13 protein-coding genes are annotated in these 15,096 nt (G+C 64.6%); 5 read left to right on the top strand and 8 right to left on the bottom strand.

Annotated features, from left to right (window positions below; all coding sequences use genetic code 11):
- Nucleotides 1–82 precede the first annotated feature (82 nt).
- Complete coding sequence (locus tag QW845_RS11435) at nucleotides 83–1,315, top strand: ABC transporter substrate-binding protein (protein ID WP_315801675.1); 1,233 nt, start codon at nucleotides 83–85, stop codon at nucleotides 1,313–1,315.
- A gap of 1,006 nt (nucleotides 1,316–2,321) precedes the next feature.
- Here QW845_RS11435 and QW845_RS11440 read toward each other — a convergent pair.
- A complete protein-coding gene (locus QW845_RS11440; RefSeq protein WP_315801676.1) occupies nucleotides 2,322–3,095 on the bottom strand; it encodes a helix-turn-helix transcriptional regulator in 774 nt (257 codons plus the stop codon).
- A 200-nt stretch (nucleotides 3,096–3,295) separates the two neighbouring features.
- Here QW845_RS11440 and QW845_RS11445 point away from each other — a divergent pair, with 200 nt between their 5' ends.
- The 4 genes from QW845_RS11445 (at nucleotide 3,296) to QW845_RS11460 (ending at nucleotide 7,943) form a co-directional block, all read left to right on the top strand.
- The gene (locus QW845_RS11445; protein WP_315801677.1) at nucleotides 3,296–5,563 is read left to right on the top strand and encodes a marine proteobacterial sortase target protein; all 2,268 of its coding nucleotides are present in this window, start codon (nucleotides 3,296–3,298) and stop codon (nucleotides 5,561–5,563) included.
- 100 nt (nucleotides 5,564–5,663) lie between these two features.
- On the top strand, nucleotides 5,664–6,233 hold the full coding sequence (locus QW845_RS11450; protein ID WP_315801678.1) for a class GN sortase: 570 nt from the start codon (nucleotides 5,664–5,666) through the stop codon (nucleotides 6,231–6,233).
- A gap of 114 nt (nucleotides 6,234–6,347) precedes the next feature.
- On the top strand, nucleotides 6,348–7,064 hold the full coding sequence (locus QW845_RS11455) for a DUF1614 domain-containing protein (protein ID WP_315801679.1): 717 nt from the start codon (nucleotides 6,348–6,350) through the stop codon (nucleotides 7,062–7,064).
- Between the two features lie 57 nt (nucleotides 7,065–7,121).
- Nucleotides 7,122–7,943 (top strand): MlaD family protein, encoded by an 822-nt coding sequence (locus QW845_RS11460; protein ID WP_315801680.1) that lies wholly within the window; start codon nucleotides 7,122–7,124, stop codon nucleotides 7,941–7,943.
- Nucleotides 7,944–7,972: 29 nt separating this feature from the next.
- Here QW845_RS11460 and QW845_RS11465 read toward each other — a convergent pair whose 3' ends face one another.
- From QW845_RS11465 to urtA, 7 genes are all read right to left on the bottom strand, one after another.
- Nucleotides 7,973–8,314 (bottom strand): zinc ribbon domain-containing protein, encoded by a 342-nt coding sequence (locus QW845_RS11465; RefSeq protein ID WP_315801681.1) that lies wholly within the window; start codon nucleotides 8,312–8,314, stop codon nucleotides 7,973–7,975.
- Nucleotides 8,315–8,413: 99 nt separating this feature from the next.
- Nucleotides 8,414–9,643, bottom strand: coding sequence for a formamidase (gene fmdA / locus QW845_RS11470; protein ID WP_035648524.1), 1,230 nt, complete (start codon nucleotides 9,641–9,643; stop codon nucleotides 8,414–8,416).
- A 36-nt stretch (nucleotides 9,644–9,679) separates the two neighbouring features.
- Nucleotides 9,680–10,369 (bottom strand): urea ABC transporter ATP-binding subunit UrtE, encoded by a 690-nt coding sequence (gene urtE, locus QW845_RS11475; RefSeq protein ID WP_315801682.1) that lies wholly within the window; start codon nucleotides 10,367–10,369, stop codon nucleotides 9,680–9,682.
- A gap of 200 nt (nucleotides 10,370–10,569) precedes the next feature.
- Nucleotides 10,570–11,325, bottom strand: coding sequence for an urea ABC transporter ATP-binding protein UrtD (urtD, locus tag QW845_RS11480; protein WP_315801683.1), 756 nt, complete (start codon nucleotides 11,323–11,325; stop codon nucleotides 10,570–10,572).
- A 10-nt stretch (nucleotides 11,326–11,335) separates the two neighbouring features.
- Nucleotides 11,336–12,475, bottom strand: a complete 1,140-nt coding sequence (gene urtC / locus QW845_RS11485; RefSeq protein ID WP_315801684.1) for an urea ABC transporter permease subunit UrtC — start codon at nucleotides 12,473–12,475, stop codon at nucleotides 11,336–11,338.
- A gap of 38 nt (nucleotides 12,476–12,513) precedes the next feature.
- On the bottom strand, nucleotides 12,514–13,440 hold the full coding sequence (gene urtB, locus QW845_RS11490) for an urea ABC transporter permease subunit UrtB (protein WP_315801685.1): 927 nt from the start codon (nucleotides 13,438–13,440) through the stop codon (nucleotides 12,514–12,516).
- A gap of 254 nt (nucleotides 13,441–13,694) precedes the next feature.
- Nucleotides 13,695–14,957, bottom strand: a complete 1,263-nt coding sequence (urtA, locus tag QW845_RS11495) for an urea ABC transporter substrate-binding protein (RefSeq protein WP_315801686.1) — start codon at nucleotides 14,955–14,957, stop codon at nucleotides 13,695–13,697.
- Nucleotides 14,958–15,096 lie beyond the last annotated feature (139 nt).

The following is a 15,096-nucleotide window of genomic DNA, read 5'->3' on the forward strand; positions in this document are numbered from 1 at the left end:
AGCGGCCTTGCACGGTCGCCATCGCCGCAGGCCAAGAGCAAGAACGACAATCACGAAAATTCAACCAGAGGAAGCCCAGGGAATGTTGCCGATGACGACCAGGACACTGCTCTCATTCGCGGCCGCGGCCGCCTTTTCCGTACTGGCGAGCCAGAGCGCCCTTGCGCAAAAGAAATACGATACCGGCGCCACCGACACCGAGATCAGGATCGGCAATGTCGAGGCCTATAGCGGCCCGGCCTCGGCTTACGGCATCATCGGCAAGACCGAGGAAGCCTATTTCAAGATGATCAACGACCAGGGCGGCATCAACGGTCGCCGGATCAACTTCATCTCCTATGACGACGGCTACAGCCCGCCGAAGACGGTCGAGCAGGTGCGCAAGCTGATCGAGAGCGACGAGGTGTTTCTGGTGTTCAACGCGCTGGGCACGCCGACGCAGACCGCCGTGCAGAAATATCACAACGCCAAGAAGGTGCCGCAGCTGTTCCTCGCCACCGGCGCCAGCAAGTGGAACGACCCGAAGGAATTCCCCTGGACGATGGGCTTCCAGCCCAGCTATCGCGTCGAGGCGCGGATCTTCGCCAAGTATATCTTGAAGGAAAAGCCGAACGCGAAGATCGCGATCTTCTACGCCAATGACGATTTCGGCAAGGACTACGTCCTCGGCATCAAGGAGGTGCTCGGCGACAAGGCCAAGACCATGATCGTCGCCGAGGAGAGCTACGAGACCTCGGAGCCGTCGATCGACGCTCACATCGTCAAGCTGAAGGGCACCGGCGCCGACGTGTTCGTCAACATCGCGACGCCGAAATTCGCGGCCCAGGCGATCAAGAAGATCGCCGAGCTCGAGTGGAAGCCGATGCACCTGATGACCGACGTCTCGATCTCGATCGGCGCCGTGATGAAGCCGGCCGGCCTCGAAGCCTCCGAGGGCGTGCTCTCCGCCGGCTATCTCAAGGACCCGTCGGATCCGCAGTGGAAGGACGACGAGGGCATGAAGAAGTTCATGGCCTTCATCAACAAGTACATGCCCGGCGCCAACATCTCCGACGCCAACCTCGCCTATGGCTATGCCGCGGCGCAGACCATGGTGCAGACCCTGAAGCAGTGCGGCGACACTCTCACCCGCGAGAACGTCATGAAGCAGGCCGCCAGCCTGAAGGATTTTGCACCGGATACGCTGATCCCGGGCATCAAGGTCAACACCGGCCCCACCGACTTCGCCCCGATCGAGCAGCTCAAGATGATGCAGTTCAAGGGCGGCAAGTGGGATCTGTTCGGCGACATCATCGACGCGGATGTCGGGGGATAGCAGCGTCGCTGCGGCGCCTCACTCGGAATCGTCCAACGACGCGCCGCATCGCTTGAGCCCCCCTCTCTCTACGCCGACGATCGGCTCCCCTCCCCCTTGCGGGGAGGGGAGCAGACTGCCCGTGACGCAACATTCTGCCATCCAAAAAATTCTTGCTATTTTTCCGAATCCGTGTTCTTCTCTCGCCATCCCGCCTCACTGCGGAGGGGCGTTGCGCGCGATCGTCACGACACGCGAGGCGGGGATGCGGTGGCCGCGAGAGATCGCAGCGTCTTCTCACGAAGGCGCGGACGAACGATCGCTTGCGGACGTGAAGTCGCAGCGTCCTGACACCCCGAAGCTGGTGTCCAGCGCAATGCGCGCAAGCGCATTGTCGCCATGGTGGCCAACAAGCCGGTGCACCAGGGAGACTGCGTATAAGCGTTCAACCCATCGCGCAGGGAATGCCGGCGTGCTCGGCTTTGCCTGTGGTACCTGCCGCCTGCATTTTTTTCGCAGGCGGGCCATGGGTGAGGCCTTCACCCGGCATTCCCTGCGCCCTCTGCACGTGAAGAGGGACGGACTGATTGAAACCTCGGGCGAGTGTCGCCGCGAGACTGCGATGACACGTCCTTAGTCGATTGTCTGCTGATCGATCCGATCTGTCGTTGAGACGTTCGGCTGCTTGAACGTCGCGCTGTTTGATCCCGTGAATCCGCCTCACCCCACCGCCGTCGTCCCGGACAAGCCGTGACGCGCGAAGCGCGGCACGGTGCCGATCCGGGACCCATACTCCGCGGCGGTGATGTGGCGCGAAAAAGCCAATGACCAGCCGGACTCAAACCGCTCCCTGGGGGTATGGGTCCCGGCGTTCGCCGGGACGACGCTGCATGGCTAGAAGCACGGCGGCAACTACAAACTCCGTCATTGCGAGCGAAGCGAAGCAATCCAGGGCCGAGTTCACGACTCTGGATTGCTTCGTCGCTTCGCTCCTCGCAATGACGGTGGTTAGTCGTGTGCCCAAATCTCACGGCACGCCCTGCACGAACAGCGCAAACGGCTCCTCGACGGTCTTGCGCAGGTGCTCGCGATAAAAACCATAATGCGGATCGTCAGCACCGAGTCTGCCGAAGCTCGGCTCCACCACATTGCGCAGCGGCAGCAGCGCGATCGGCGCGGCGATCGGGGTCAGCAGCGAGCCGCGGCCCGCCAGGAGCGTCGTGATGATGCCGTACATCTCGCCGGTGATGGTCGGCCTGGAGACCGTGATCAGGCGGTGCTGGCCGTGGCGGTTGGTGACGAGGTAGACGAAGCCGGACTGGTTTGGCACGGCAACCTCGCCGAACTGCGTGAACGCCGCATCGAGCCGCGCGCCTTCGCGAAACGTCAGCGACGACGCGGCATCGTCCCAGACGATGTCGGTGCGGTAGGCGTAGATCGCGTCCTTGTCGCCGAATGACGGGCGCAAGGTGACGTAGGTGCCCTCGATCCACTCCACAGCCCGCCGCGAATAGGAGCCGAGGCTGTCGGGTGCAATGCCGCCGCTCGCGGCAGGCGCGGCGAGAGGTGCGCTCGGCGCCTTGCGCAGGGACATGCCGAGCGCCTGCTCGAGCCTGACAATGGTGGCGAGCGTGAACGGGCGGCGGCCGCCGAGCGCCTTCTCGAGGGTCGAGAGGCTCAGCTTGGCCTGCTCCGCCAGCGCCTGCCGCGACATCCGGCGCCGCGCGATCTCCTCGCGGACGGTCTCGGCGACCTGCCGGCTCTGCTCGTCGGAAAGCTCGCTGTTGTCCGGTATCGACATCCTGTCCCCTGCGGCGTGATGCGCACCTCTTCTAGCAGACGGACAAATCAGCACAAACCCGGACAGATCAGCCGCGCTCTCGACCACGACAGGACATGCGCGGGCGGGCGGCGGCCGAACAAGACCGACCATTCCGCTCGCGGTGCCGGCGCGCTGCGCCCAGTCTCGGCCTGCCGAATTTGTTCGTTGCGGAGGCAATGATGAGCGAGACAATGGACCACGATATCAGAAGCAGCACCCATCCGGTCCGGTCATGGATCGTGACCATGCTGCTATTCCTGCTGCTCCAGGCCGCCGCCGTGCTGCTGGTCGGCTTCACGGCGCTGTTTCTCAGCGTCACCCCTGGCTGGTCCGCCGAAGGGCCATTGGCGCCGCTGACCAGGCCGGGCGACGCCCGCTCCGGCGCACTGCTGTTCAAGTCCGACGGCCGCTATGCCGAGGCGCCGCGGCTCGGCGTCGACGTCGACATCGTCGTCTCCGGCCCGACCGCGCGGGCGCGCGTGACGCAGCTGTTCAAGAACACAAGCTCGCAATGGATGGAGGCGGTCTATGTCTATCCGCTGCCACCCGACAGCGCGGTCGACACACTGAAGATGATCGTCGGCGACCGCGTCGTGGTCGGCGACATCAAGCCGCGCGAACAGGCCAAGGTGATCTATGAGCAGGCCAAGCGCGACGGCAAGACCGCGGCGCTCACCGAGCAGGAGCGACCGAACATCTTCACCAACTCGCTCGCCAATATCGGCCCCGGCGAGACCGTGCTGGTGCAGATCGAATATCAGCAGCCGGTGGCCGCGAGCGGCGGCGAGTTCTCGCTGCGGGTGCCGCTGGTCGTGGCGCCGCGCTACAATCCGGCGCCGATCGTGCAGAGCGTCGATCTGCGCCCGGGCGGCAACGGCTGGGGCGCAGCGAGCAACGATCCCGTGCCTGATCGCGACCGCATCTCGCCGGAGGTGCTCGACCCAGCCAAGACCGATCCGGTCAATCCGACGAGGATCACGGTGCGGCTGCAGGCAGGCTTCGTCATCGGCGAGGTCAAGAGCCACCATCACCAGGTGACGATCGACAGCCCCGATGCGAAGACGCGTGTCGTGACACTCGCCGAGGGCGTGGTGCCGGCCGATCGCGATTTCGAGCTGACCTGGAAGCCGGCGGCCGCCGCGACGCCGTCGGTCGGCCTGTTCCACGAGCAGGTCGGCGATGCCGACTATCTGCTTGCCTTCGTCACGCCTCCTGCGGTGACGGCGTCGGCACAGCGCCCGCAGCCGCGCGACGTGATCTTCGTGATCGACAATTCCGGCTCGATGGGCGGCACCTCGATCCGCCAGGCCAAGGCCAGCCTGCTCTATGCGCTGAACCGGCTGCAGCCGGGCGACCGCTTCAACGTGATCCGCTTCGACGACACCATGACCGTGCTGTTTCCCGCCTCGGTGCCGGCCGATGCCGAGCATGTCGGCAGCGCGACCAGCTTCGTCAGTGCGCTCGACGCGCGCGGCGGCACCGAGATGGTGCCGGCGATGCGCGCGGCGCTGACCGACGACGGCAGCGACTCCGACCGCGTGCGTCAGGTGGTGTTTCTGACCGATGGTGCCATCGGCAACGAGCAGCAGCTGTTCGAGACCATCACCGCGATGCGCGGCCGCTCGCGCATCTTCATGGTCGGCATCGGCTCGGCGCCGAACACCTATCTGATGACGCGCGCCGCCGAGCTCGGCCGCGGCGCCTTCACCCATATCGGTTCGGTCGAGCAGGTCGAGGACCGCATGCGCGATTTGTTCGCCAAGCTGGAGAACCCGGTGGTGACTGGGCTGAGCGCGACGTTCTCCGAAGCCTCTGCCGACCTCACGCCCGCGGTGCTGCCGGACGTCTATCGCAACGAGCCGCTGGTGCTGGCCGCCAAAATCGATCGCCTCGCCGGATCGCTGCAGCTCAAGGGCCGCATCGGCGACCAGCCCTGGACCATCACGCTGCCGCTGTCGGGCGCCGCCGAGGGCAAGGGCCTTTCAAAGCTGTGGGCGCGGCGCAAGATCGGCGATGCCGAGGTGGCGAAGACGATGCGGCAGATGACGCCGGAGGAAGCCGACGGCGCCATTCTGAAGCTCGCGCTGGAGCACCAGCTGGTGAGCCGCCTGACCAGCCTCGTCGCCGTCGACAAGACGCCGCGCCGTCCCGACGGCGAGCCGCTGAGGCTCGCCGAGCTGCCGATCAACCTGCCGGCCGGCTGGGATTTCGAGAAGGTGTTCGGCGACCGTGGCCGGATGCCGGCGGCACAGAAGGAGCGCCGCGCTGGAGCAGACCGCGACGTCCAGCTCGCCGCGCTGAAGCGGCCGGTGGTGCCGGCAGCGCCTGCGACGGTCACGCTGCCGAAGACGGCGACCGATGCGGAGCTCAGCATGCTGCTCGGGTTGGGCCTGCTGATGCTCGAACTGATCTGGCTCGTCGCGATCAGGCGGCGGGCTGCCAACTAAGCAATGTCGTCATTGCGAGGAGCGAAGCGACGAAGCAATCCAGGGGCTGCACAACGACTCTGGATTGCTTCGCTTCGCTCGCAATGACGGAGGAGAGAGAATGCCACGATTTGTCATCCCGCTCGCAGTCGCGCTTGTCGGCCTCATCCTGTTCGGCCACGGCGCCCTCATCCATGCCAAGGCGATCGTCGCGCAGGTGCTGCTCGATCGTGCCTTCTCCCAGACCATCGCTACGGGACATCCGGTCAAGCCGTGGTCCTGGGCCGACATGGTCCCGGTGGCGCGCATCGAGGTGAAGAGCCTCGGCGTCTCCACCATCGCGCTGGCCGGCTCGAGCGGCCAGGCATTGGCCTTCGGCGCCGGCCATGTCGAGGGCAGCGCCGAGCCGGGCGAGCCGGGTGTCGCCGTCTACTCGGGCCATCGCGACACGCATTTCCGCTTCCTGAAGGACGTCAGCATCGGCGACGAGATCGACATCGTCAGGCGCGACGGCAAGACCTTCCGCTATCGCGCCGACAGGGCCAGCGTCGTGCGTTTCGATGCGTCCGGCATCGATCCGGACACCGAACGCCCTGAGCTCGTGCTCTCCACCTGCTGGCCGTTCGACGCGCTGACACAGGGCCCGGAGCGCTACGTGCTGCACGCCACGCTGATCGCGTCTGAAGAATGAACGAGACCATGGCTGCCCTTGGGAACCAGGCGCCGAATGACCATTTGTCACCCTGTCGCCCGCGTGAGATGATCCTGCGCGGGCAGCACGGTCCATCATCGAAGCGCTTTCGACATGCATTCCCAGATCCAATATCTGCCGATCACGCCCGTATTCTTTGCGATCCTGGTGCTCGCCTTCGGCGTCCTGATCGTCCTGATCCAGCTCGGCATCCTGCGCTACGCCTACATGAAGCTCGGCGTCAGCTCGGGCACCGCGATGCTGCTGCTGTTCGGCTCGCTGGTCGGCAGCTATTTCAACATCCCGATCACCATGCTGCCTGGGCAGGTCGCGCGCTCTGGCGAGATCATCGACTTTTTCGGCATGCAATATGTCGTGCCGTTGGTGCATCAATGGCCGGGTACTCTGCTCGCCGTGAATGTCGGCGGCGCGGTGATCCCGACGATCATGTCGACCTATCTCATGCTGCGCTACCAGCTCTGGCTGCGCGCCGCGATCGCGGTGCTGGTGATCGCCGTGATCATCCACGCGATGGCGACGCCGGTGCAGGGCGTCGGCATCGCCGTGCCGGTGTTCGCGCCGGTGGTCGTGACCGCGATCCTGGCGTTCCTGCTGTCGCGCGAATATGCCGCGCCGCTGGCCTATATCGGCGGCTCGATGGGCACGCTGGTCGGCGCCGACCTGATGAACCTCGACAAGATCGGCAGCCTCGGCGCGCCCGTGGCCTCGATCGGGGGCGCCGGGACGTTCGATGGCGTCTTCCTCACCGGCATCCTCGCCGTGCTGCTGGCGGGCCTCGCCGCCCCGTCCCGTCCAGGCCTCGCGCGCTGAGCTTCCCACCCGGCGGGTTAGCGGCTAAAATCATTGCGAGGCAGTCACGGACCCGGAATGCGCGCGATCAATCTCATTGTCGGAACCCTGACGATCGCGGCCGTCGCCGCCGGGATCAGCGGTGTCCTGATCAAGCAGAAGCGCCGCATCGCCGAGCAGCGCAGCACCATGCGCGTGGTGTTCGACGGCGGTTCGGCGGCCGGCCTCCGCAAGGGCGGGCCGGTGAATTTCGACGGCGTGCAGGCCGGGCAGATCCTCTCGATCAAGCTCGAAAGCCCGCGCAAGATCGTTGCCATGATCACGCTCGACAAGTCGGCGCCGATCCGCAAGGACACCACCGCCGGCATCGAGTTCCAGGGCCTGACCGGCATCGCCGCGATCTCGCTAGTCGGCGGCGCGCCGGCCGCTCCGCCGGTGCCGCTGGATCGCGACGGCGTGCCGGTGCTGACGGCCGACCTCAAGGACCAGGAGACGATGGTCGAGACGGTGCACAACATCGACAAATACGTCGTCAGCAACGCACCGGCGATCAAGCAAGCGCTGCAGACGTTCGAAACGGAGACCGCCTCGCTGCAGGCCAAGACCGCCGCCTTCGACTCTGCGATCGACAAGGCCGAGGATGTCTTCAAGGGCTTCGATACGCTGGTCACCAAGATCGACGGCGCCATTCCCGGGTTCGCGGACGGCAATCCGGGCCAGCTGTTCGATCAGATCAAGTCCATGCGCGAGCTCGTCGACAGCTTCAGGCGCAAGTCCGCCAAGGTGATCGACGAGAGCCGCAAGACGCTGGTCGACATCAGCGACGGCGCCAATGCGATGACGGTCAAGTTCGGCGGCCAGCCCGCGCCGGGACCACGCCGGGTGCCGGCCTCACGCTGAGGGGCGGACACGCCGCCCCTCGCGTTCGTTCAGTGGCTGATCATCCAGGGGCGCGCCGTCGGAAAGCCCTTGGCGCCGCTCCTGGTCTTGGTCATCAGCCGCGGCGATTTCTTCGGCGAGCAGCAGCCGCAGGCCGGCCCATGCTTGGCCTTGTACTCGGCAACCGTCTGCGGCGCGTGGCGGCTGCGCTCGTTGGTCGCGTGCGCCGTGCGCCGCTCCGCCGGCATGCAGGCGAAGGCGGGCGCGGTGAGGATTACCCGCGGCGCCATGTCCTGGCATTGCGGACAGACCTGCGGCTCATCACATTCCGACATCGGGCGCATGTCGGTGAAGGGGCCGCATTCGTCACAGAGATATTCATAGACCGGCATTGTCTCGTCTCCTGCGCAACATCGTCTCTCTCGTCCGCGCGGCGGATGCGGGGCGGCCAAATACGCGGCCGTCCCGCATCCCGTCGCACAGGGAGAGGGTTATTTGTCCGGCGAGATCGGCATCTGGATATCGCCGGTGATGTGCTTGATCGGGCCTGCCGCCGACGGCATCACGTCGAAGTCGAAGATCTCGGTCGGCAGCCACAAGGTCGCGCAGGCATTGGGCACGTCGACCACGCCGGAGATGTGACCCTGCACCGGCGCGGTGCCGAGGATCGAATAGGCCTGGGCGCCGGAGTAGCCGAACTTCTTCAGGTACTCGATCGCGTTGAGACAGGCCTGCCGATAGGCGATGTGGACGTCGAGATAGTGCTGCTTGCCGGCCTCGTCGACCGAGATGCCCTCGAAGATCAGGTAGTCACGATAGTTCGGCGTGATCGGCGACGGCTTGAAGATCGGGTTCTTGATGCCGTACTTCGCGACGCCGTCCTTGATGACGTCGACCTTGATGTGCAGCCAGCCCGCCATCTCGATGGCGCCGCAGAAGGTGATCTCGCCGTCGCCCTGGCTGAAGTGCAGATCGCCCATCGAGAGGCCGCCACCGGGCACGTAGACCGGGAAGTAGATCTTCGAGCCGCGCGACAAATCCTTGATGTCGCAATTGCCGCCATGCTCGCGCGGCGGCACGGTGCGGGCGCCCTCGGCGCCGATCTTGGCCTTGACGTCGCCCTTGGCCTGGCCGGCATGCGCGGTCGGTGCGAACGGCGGATTGGCGAGGCCCGGCACGCGGGTCGGGTTGGTCGCGATCAACGCCGTCTCACGCTCGTTCCAGGTCGCCAGCAGCTTCGGATCGGGCAGACAGCCGATCAGGCCGGGATGGATCAGGCCGGCGAAATTCACGCCGGGGACGTGACGCGACGAGGTGTAGAGGCCCTTGATGTCCCAGATCGACTTCTGCGCCAGCGGGAAGTGATCGGTCAGGAAGCCGCCGCCATTCTGCTTGGAGAAGAAGCCGTTGAAGCCCCACAGGCTCTCCTTCAGCGGACCGACGTCGAGCAGGTCGACGACCAGGAGGTCGCCTGGCTCGGCGCCCTTGACGCCGATCGGGCCCGAGAGGAAGTGCACGATCGACAGGTCGATGTCGCGCACGTCGTCGGCCGAGTCGTTGTTCTTGATGAAGCCGCCGGTCCAGTCATAGGTCTCGATGATGAAGTCGTCGCCGGGATTGACCCACTCCACCATCGGAATGTCCGGGTGCCAGCGGTTGTGCACCTTGTCGTTCTCGTAGGCCGACTTGGTCAGATCGACCTTGATCAGTGTGTCAGGCATCAAGAGCTCCCCTTTACCTTTGCTTGGACGGAGTGGTTAGACGGACAGATATTTCGAGACCTGCGCGGCATCGACGGACTCGCGCGGATCGTCGCGGACGATCTCGCCGTTCTCGATCACCAGCACGCGGTCGGCGATGTCGAGCGCGAAGCTCAGCACCTGCTCGGAGACAACGATGGACAGCCCTTTCTCGTCGCGGATGCGCTTCAGGGTGCGCGCCATCTCCTTGATGATCGACGGCTGGATGCCCTCGGTCGGCTCATCGAGCAGCAGCACCTTCGGCTTGGTGGCGAGCGCGCGGGCGATCGCGAGCTGCTGCTGCTGGCCGCCGGAGAGATTGCCGCCGCGTCGGCCCTTCATCTCGAGCAGCACTGGAAACAGCTCGTAGATGTCGCCGGGCACCTCGGACTCGCCGGAGACGACGAGGCCGGTCTCGATATTCTCCTTGACCGTCATCGTCGAGAAGATCATGCGGCCCTGCGGCACGTAGGCGAGACCCTTGGCGACGCGCTCGTAGCTCTTCAGGCCCGACAGCTCGGTGCCGTTCATGTCGATGGAGCCGCTCTTGGACGGCAGGATGCCCATCAGCGACTTCATCAGCGTGGTCTTGCCCATGCCGTTGCGCCCCATGATCGCAACGATCTCATTGGGCGCGACCTTGACGTTCAGGCCATGCAGCACCTCGCTCTGGCCATAGGCGACATGGAGATCGGAGATTGCGAGCATCAATGGCTCCTGCAAAGTGATGAATTGGGACGAGGCTGCAGCAACATCGGCAGCGCGCTCCCTCCCCCCTTGTGGGGGAGAGTTGGAGAGGGGGGTAGTCCCAAGCGATACTGCCGCCGTGGGCCCCCTCCCCTAGCCCCTCCCCACAAGGGGGAGGGGAACGCAGCGTCACTCGGAGCAAACAAGATCGCGATCATCGCTCAGTGCCCCAGATAGACTTCGACGACCTTGGGGTCGTTCTTGACCTTGTCCATCGTGCCTTCGGACAGGATCTGCCCCTGATGCAGCACGGTGACCTTGTGGGCGATGTCCTCGACGAACTTCATGTCGTGCTCGATCACGAGCACCGAGCGGTCCTTGATGATGCGGTTGAGCAGCTCGGCGGTCTTGGCGCGTTCGCTGACGCTCATGCCGGCCACAGGCTCGTCGAGCATCAGAAGGTCCGGGTTCTGGATCAGCAGCATGCCGATCTCGAGCCACTGCTTCTGGCCGTGGCTGAGCTCGGCCGCCGAGGTCTTGAGACGATCCTTCAGGAAGATCATCTCCGCGACCTCCTCGACGCGATCCTTGACGACCGCGTCGCGCTGGAAGGTCAGCGAGCCGAACACGGTGCGGCCGCGCGGAAAGGATATCTCGAGATTCTCGAACACGCTGAGATCCTCGAACACCGACGGCGTCTGGAACTTGCGGCCAACACCGGTCTTGACGATCTCGTTCTCGCGCAGCTTGGTCAGCTCCTTGCCGCGGAACTGGATCGAGCCCGAGGTCGCTTTGGTTTTGCCGCAGATCAGGTCGAGCACCGTGGTCTTGCCGGCGCCGTTCGGGCCGATGATGACGCGGATCTCGTTCTCCTCGACGTAGAAGGAGAGATCGTTGACCGCCTTGAAGCCGTCGAACGAGACGGTGAGGGCTTCGACCGCGAGCAGGAATTCCTTGGGCTGATGACCGATGAGCATCGCTGTCTCCTCACTCTGCGGGGGCGCCGTTGGCGACCAGGCCGCCATTGCCGGGCTTCTTGCTGCGGGACGCCAGCAGCCGGTCGATGCGCGGCTGCACGTAGTCACCCCAGATTCCGGCCAATCCGTTCGGGAAGGCGAGAACCACGGCGATGAACAAGGCACCCAAGCCGAACAGCCAGAGCTGCGGGAAGGTCTCCGACAGGCTGGTCTTGGCGAAGTTGACGAGGAGCGAGCCATAGACCGCGCCGAAGATCGAGAGCCGGCCGCCGACCGCCGTGTAGATCACCATCTCGATCGACGGCACGATGCCGACGAAGGACGGCGACATGAAGCCGACCTCGAGCGTGAACAGCGCGCCGCCGACCGCGGCGAATACCGCCGCGGCGCAGAAGGCGAAGATCTTGAAATTGGCGACGCTGTAGCCGGAGAAGCGGACCCGGTCCTCCTGCTCCCGCATCGCCACCAGGATGCGGCCGAGCTTGGTGAGACGGATGAACTGCGCGACCAGGATGGCGGCGAACAGGAAGAACACCTCGACGAAGTAGAGGATGTATTTGGCGTGATCGGTGCGGATGTCCCAGCCGTGCAGGGTGCGCAGGTCGGTGATGCCGTTGATGCCGCCGGTGTAGCCCTGCTGTCCCACGATCAGGATGGTCATGATGGCCGCGATCGCCTGGGTGATGATGGCGAAGTAGACGCCGCCGACACGCCGCTTGAACATCGCAGCGCCGATGATGAAGGCGAAGATCGCCGGCACCAGGATGATCGCGGCGAGCGCGAACGGGAAGCTCTGGAACGGCTTCCAGAAGAACGGCAGCTGCGTCAGCTGATTCCAGTCCATGAAGTCGGGAATGCCAGGGGTCGACTGGATCTTGGTGTTGGCGACGCTGGAGGCCTCAAGCTTGAGGAACATTGCCATGCAGTAGCCGCCGAGGCCGAAGAACACACCCTGCCCCAGGCTCAGAATGCCGCCATAGCCCCAGCACAGCACCAGGCCGATGGCGACGAAGGAGTACGTCAGGTACTTCGCGACCAGGTTGAGGCGGAAGATGTCGACCGCCAGCGGCAGGATGACCACGAGCAGAAGCAGCAGAGAGACGAAGCCGATGAGCTCGGAGCGATTGAAGAAGCGCGTATTGATGATCATGACGGTGCTTTCTGATTCCCGATTCCTGCGCGTTCCGGCTATTTGCGGACCTTGAGGGCGAACAGGCCCTGCGGCCGCAGCATCAGGATGGCGACGATCGCCAGCAGAGTGAGCACCTTGGCCATCGAGCCGGACATGAAGAACTCCATCGTCGACTGCGCCTGGGAGATGGTGAAGGCAGAGGCGATGGTGCCGATCAGGCTGGCGGCGCCGCCGAACACGACGACCAGGAAGGTGTCGACGATGTAGAGTTGGCCGGCGGTCGGGCCGGTCGAGCCGATCATCGTGAAGGCGGAGCCGGCGACACCGGCGATGCCGCAGCCGAGACCGAAGGTGTAGCGGTCGACCTTCTCGGTGTTGATGCCGACGGCGCCGGCCATCACGCGGTTCTGCACGACGGCGCGGACCTGCTTGCCCCAGCGCGACAGGAAGAGGACATAGGCGACCACGATCGTGATCAGAATGGTCAGGCACATCACGAACATGCCGTTGATCGGAATCTGGATCGCGTCAGTCGCCTGCCAGGAGCCCATCATCCACTCAGGCAGTTCGACGCCGACCTCGCGCGCGCCAAACACCGAGCGATAGGCCTGCTGCAGGATCAGGCTGAGGCCCCAGGTCGCGAGCAGCGTATCGAGCGGCCGCTTGTAGAGCCGGCGAATCATCGCCCACTCGACCAGCATGCCGAGCGCTCCGGAGGCGATGAAGGCCAGCATCATCGCGACGAAGAAGTAGCCCGGAAACAACGACGGCAGGAAATGCTGGAAGGCGTTCGAGGTCATCCAGGTGACGTAGGCGCCGAGGATCATGAACTCGCCATGCGCCATGTTGATGACGCCCATCTGGCCGAAGATGATGGCAAGCCCCAGCGCCATCAGCACGTAGACCGAAAACAGGATGAGGCCTGCGAACCCCTGCATCGCGAAGATAGCCCCGAGGTCGCCGATGGAATAGTCACCGAACATGATCCGTCCTCTTGTGATGCGTGATGCTCGTTCAGTGCGTACTGTCTTCGGATGCGCACTGGTTAGCGGATTGGCGGCCGCAGATGAGGTCGTTCCCTCCCCCCTTGTGGGGGAGGGCTAGGGAGGGGGCCTCCACGCCGCGCTGTGGGTGGGGTACCCCCTCCCCACCCCTCCCCCACCAGGGGGGAGGGAGCGCATCTATCGTGCGGCGACGGATTTGCCATCGACACATGGCGACGAAGCGTGACCCCGACTTACTGATAGCCCTTCGGGAACGGATCGGGCTCGACCAGGTCGGCGGTCTCGTAGATCAGCTCGTACTGACCGTCCGCCTTGGCGCGGCCGACGCGGGTCTTGGACCAGAGATGGTGGTTCTCATGGATCCGGACATAGCCTTCCGGCGCGCCCTTGAACTCGATGCCGGGCGAGGCGGCGGCGACCTTGTCGATGTCGAAGCTGCCGGCCTTCTCGACGGTCAGCTTCCACAGCCACGGACCGAGATAGGCGGCTTGCGTCACGTCGCCGATCACGGTCTTCTCACCCCACATCTTCTTGAAATCGGCGACGAAGGCCTTGTTGTTGGGGTTGTCGAGCGACTGGAAGTACTTCATGCAGGCATAGGCGCCCGCGATGTTCTCGCCGCCGATGCCGTCGATCTCGTCCTCGGTCACGGAGATGGTGAGCAGCGTCTGCTTCGACATGTCGATGCCGGCCGCCTTGAGCTGCTTGTAGAACGCGACGTTGGAGCCGCCGACGATGATCGCGTAGATCACGTCCGGCTTGGTCAGCTTGATCTTGTTGATGACCGAGTTGAACTGGGTGTGGCCGAGCGGGAAGTATTCCTCGCCGACGACCTTGCAGCCCTGCAGATGGCCCTCGATGTGCTTGCGGGCGATCTTGTTCGAGGTGCGCGGCCAGATGTAGTCGGAGCCGAGCAGATAGAAGGTCTTCGCACCCTTGGTCTTGTTGACCCAGTCGAGGCCGGCGATGATCTGCTGGGTGGCTTCCTGGCCGGTGTAGATGACGTTCTTGGACTGCTCGAGGCCTTCGTAGAAGGTCGGGTAGTACAGCATGCCGTTGTACTGCTCGAACACCGGCAGCACCGCCTTGCGCGAGGCCGAGGTCCAGCAGCCCATCACGGCGGCGCACTTGTCGTTGACCAGGAGCTTCTTGGCCTTCTCCGCGAAGGTCGGCCAATCCGAGGCGCCGTCCTCCTGGATGTACTTGATCTTGCGGCCGAGCACGCCGCCGGCGGCATTGATCTGCTCGATCGCGAGCTTCTCGGCCTGCACCGACCCGGTCTCGGAGATCGCCATCGTGCCGGTGACCGAATGCAGGATGCCGACCGTCACTTCGCTATCGGTGACTGCAAGTCCGGTGGTGTTGACAGCGGAGGTTGCGGGACCGGCGCCAAAGGACGGCCGCGGCATCATGGCCAGCGCCGGGATTGCGGCCATTCCCATCAGCAATTGGCGCCGAAGCGGCGACTTCAGGCCCTTTTTGGTTTCGTCTGACATGAGCACCCCATTCATTGGTTCGAGGACACGCGTTGGGTCAGACGAAGGATGGCGCGGTTTGTGCAACGCACGGATACGCAAGATTGCGTATACTGCACCGCAAAAGCGCGACGTAGGCTCTGCGTAGGTCTTGCGAGGG

This window comes from Bradyrhizobium sp. SZCCHNS3002, assembly GCF_032377435.1.
GTDB lineage: Bacteria > Pseudomonadota > Alphaproteobacteria > Rhizobiales > Xanthobacteraceae > Bradyrhizobium.

What these genes read in the sequence shown, in the direction of transcription:
- QW845_RS11435 (WP_315801675.1), top strand. Translation starts at nt 83, where the DNA reads ATGTTGCCGATGACGACCAGGACACTGCTCTCATTCGCGGCCGCGGCC.
- QW845_RS11440 (WP_315801676.1), bottom strand. Translation starts at nt 3,095, where the DNA reads ATGTCGATACCGGACAACAGCGAGCTTTCCGACGAGCAGAGCCGGCAG.
- QW845_RS11445 (WP_315801677.1), top strand. Translation starts at nt 3,296, where the DNA reads ATGAGCGAGACAATGGACCACGATATCAGAAGCAGCACCCATCCGGTC.
- QW845_RS11450 (WP_315801678.1), top strand. Translation starts at nt 5,664, where the DNA reads ATGCCACGATTTGTCATCCCGCTCGCAGTCGCGCTTGTCGGCCTCATC.
- QW845_RS11455 (WP_315801679.1), top strand. Translation starts at nt 6,348, where the DNA reads ATGCATTCCCAGATCCAATATCTGCCGATCACGCCCGTATTCTTTGCG.
- QW845_RS11460 (WP_315801680.1), top strand. Translation starts at nt 7,122, where the DNA reads ATGCGCGCGATCAATCTCATTGTCGGAACCCTGACGATCGCGGCCGTC.
- QW845_RS11465 (WP_315801681.1), bottom strand. Translation starts at nt 8,314, where the DNA reads ATGCCGGTCTATGAATATCTCTGTGACGAATGCGGCCCCTTCACCGAC.
- fmdA (WP_035648524.1), bottom strand. Translation starts at nt 9,643, where the DNA reads ATGCCTGACACACTGATCAAGGTCGATCTGACCAAGTCGGCCTACGAG.
- urtE (WP_315801682.1), bottom strand. Translation starts at nt 10,369, where the DNA reads ATGCTCGCAATCTCCGATCTCCATGTCGCCTATGGCCAGAGCGAGGTG.
- urtD (WP_315801683.1), bottom strand. Translation starts at nt 11,325, where the DNA reads ATGCTCATCGGTCATCAGCCCAAGGAATTCCTGCTCGCGGTCGAAGCC.
- urtC (WP_315801684.1), bottom strand. Translation starts at nt 12,475, where the DNA reads ATGATCATCAATACGCGCTTCTTCAATCGCTCCGAGCTCATCGGCTTC.
- urtB (WP_315801685.1), bottom strand. Translation starts at nt 13,440, where the DNA reads ATGTTCGGTGACTATTCCATCGGCGACCTCGGGGCTATCTTCGCGATG.
- urtA (WP_315801686.1), bottom strand. Translation starts at nt 14,957, where the DNA reads ATGTCAGACGAAACCAAAAAGGGCCTGAAGTCGCCGCTTCGGCGCCAA.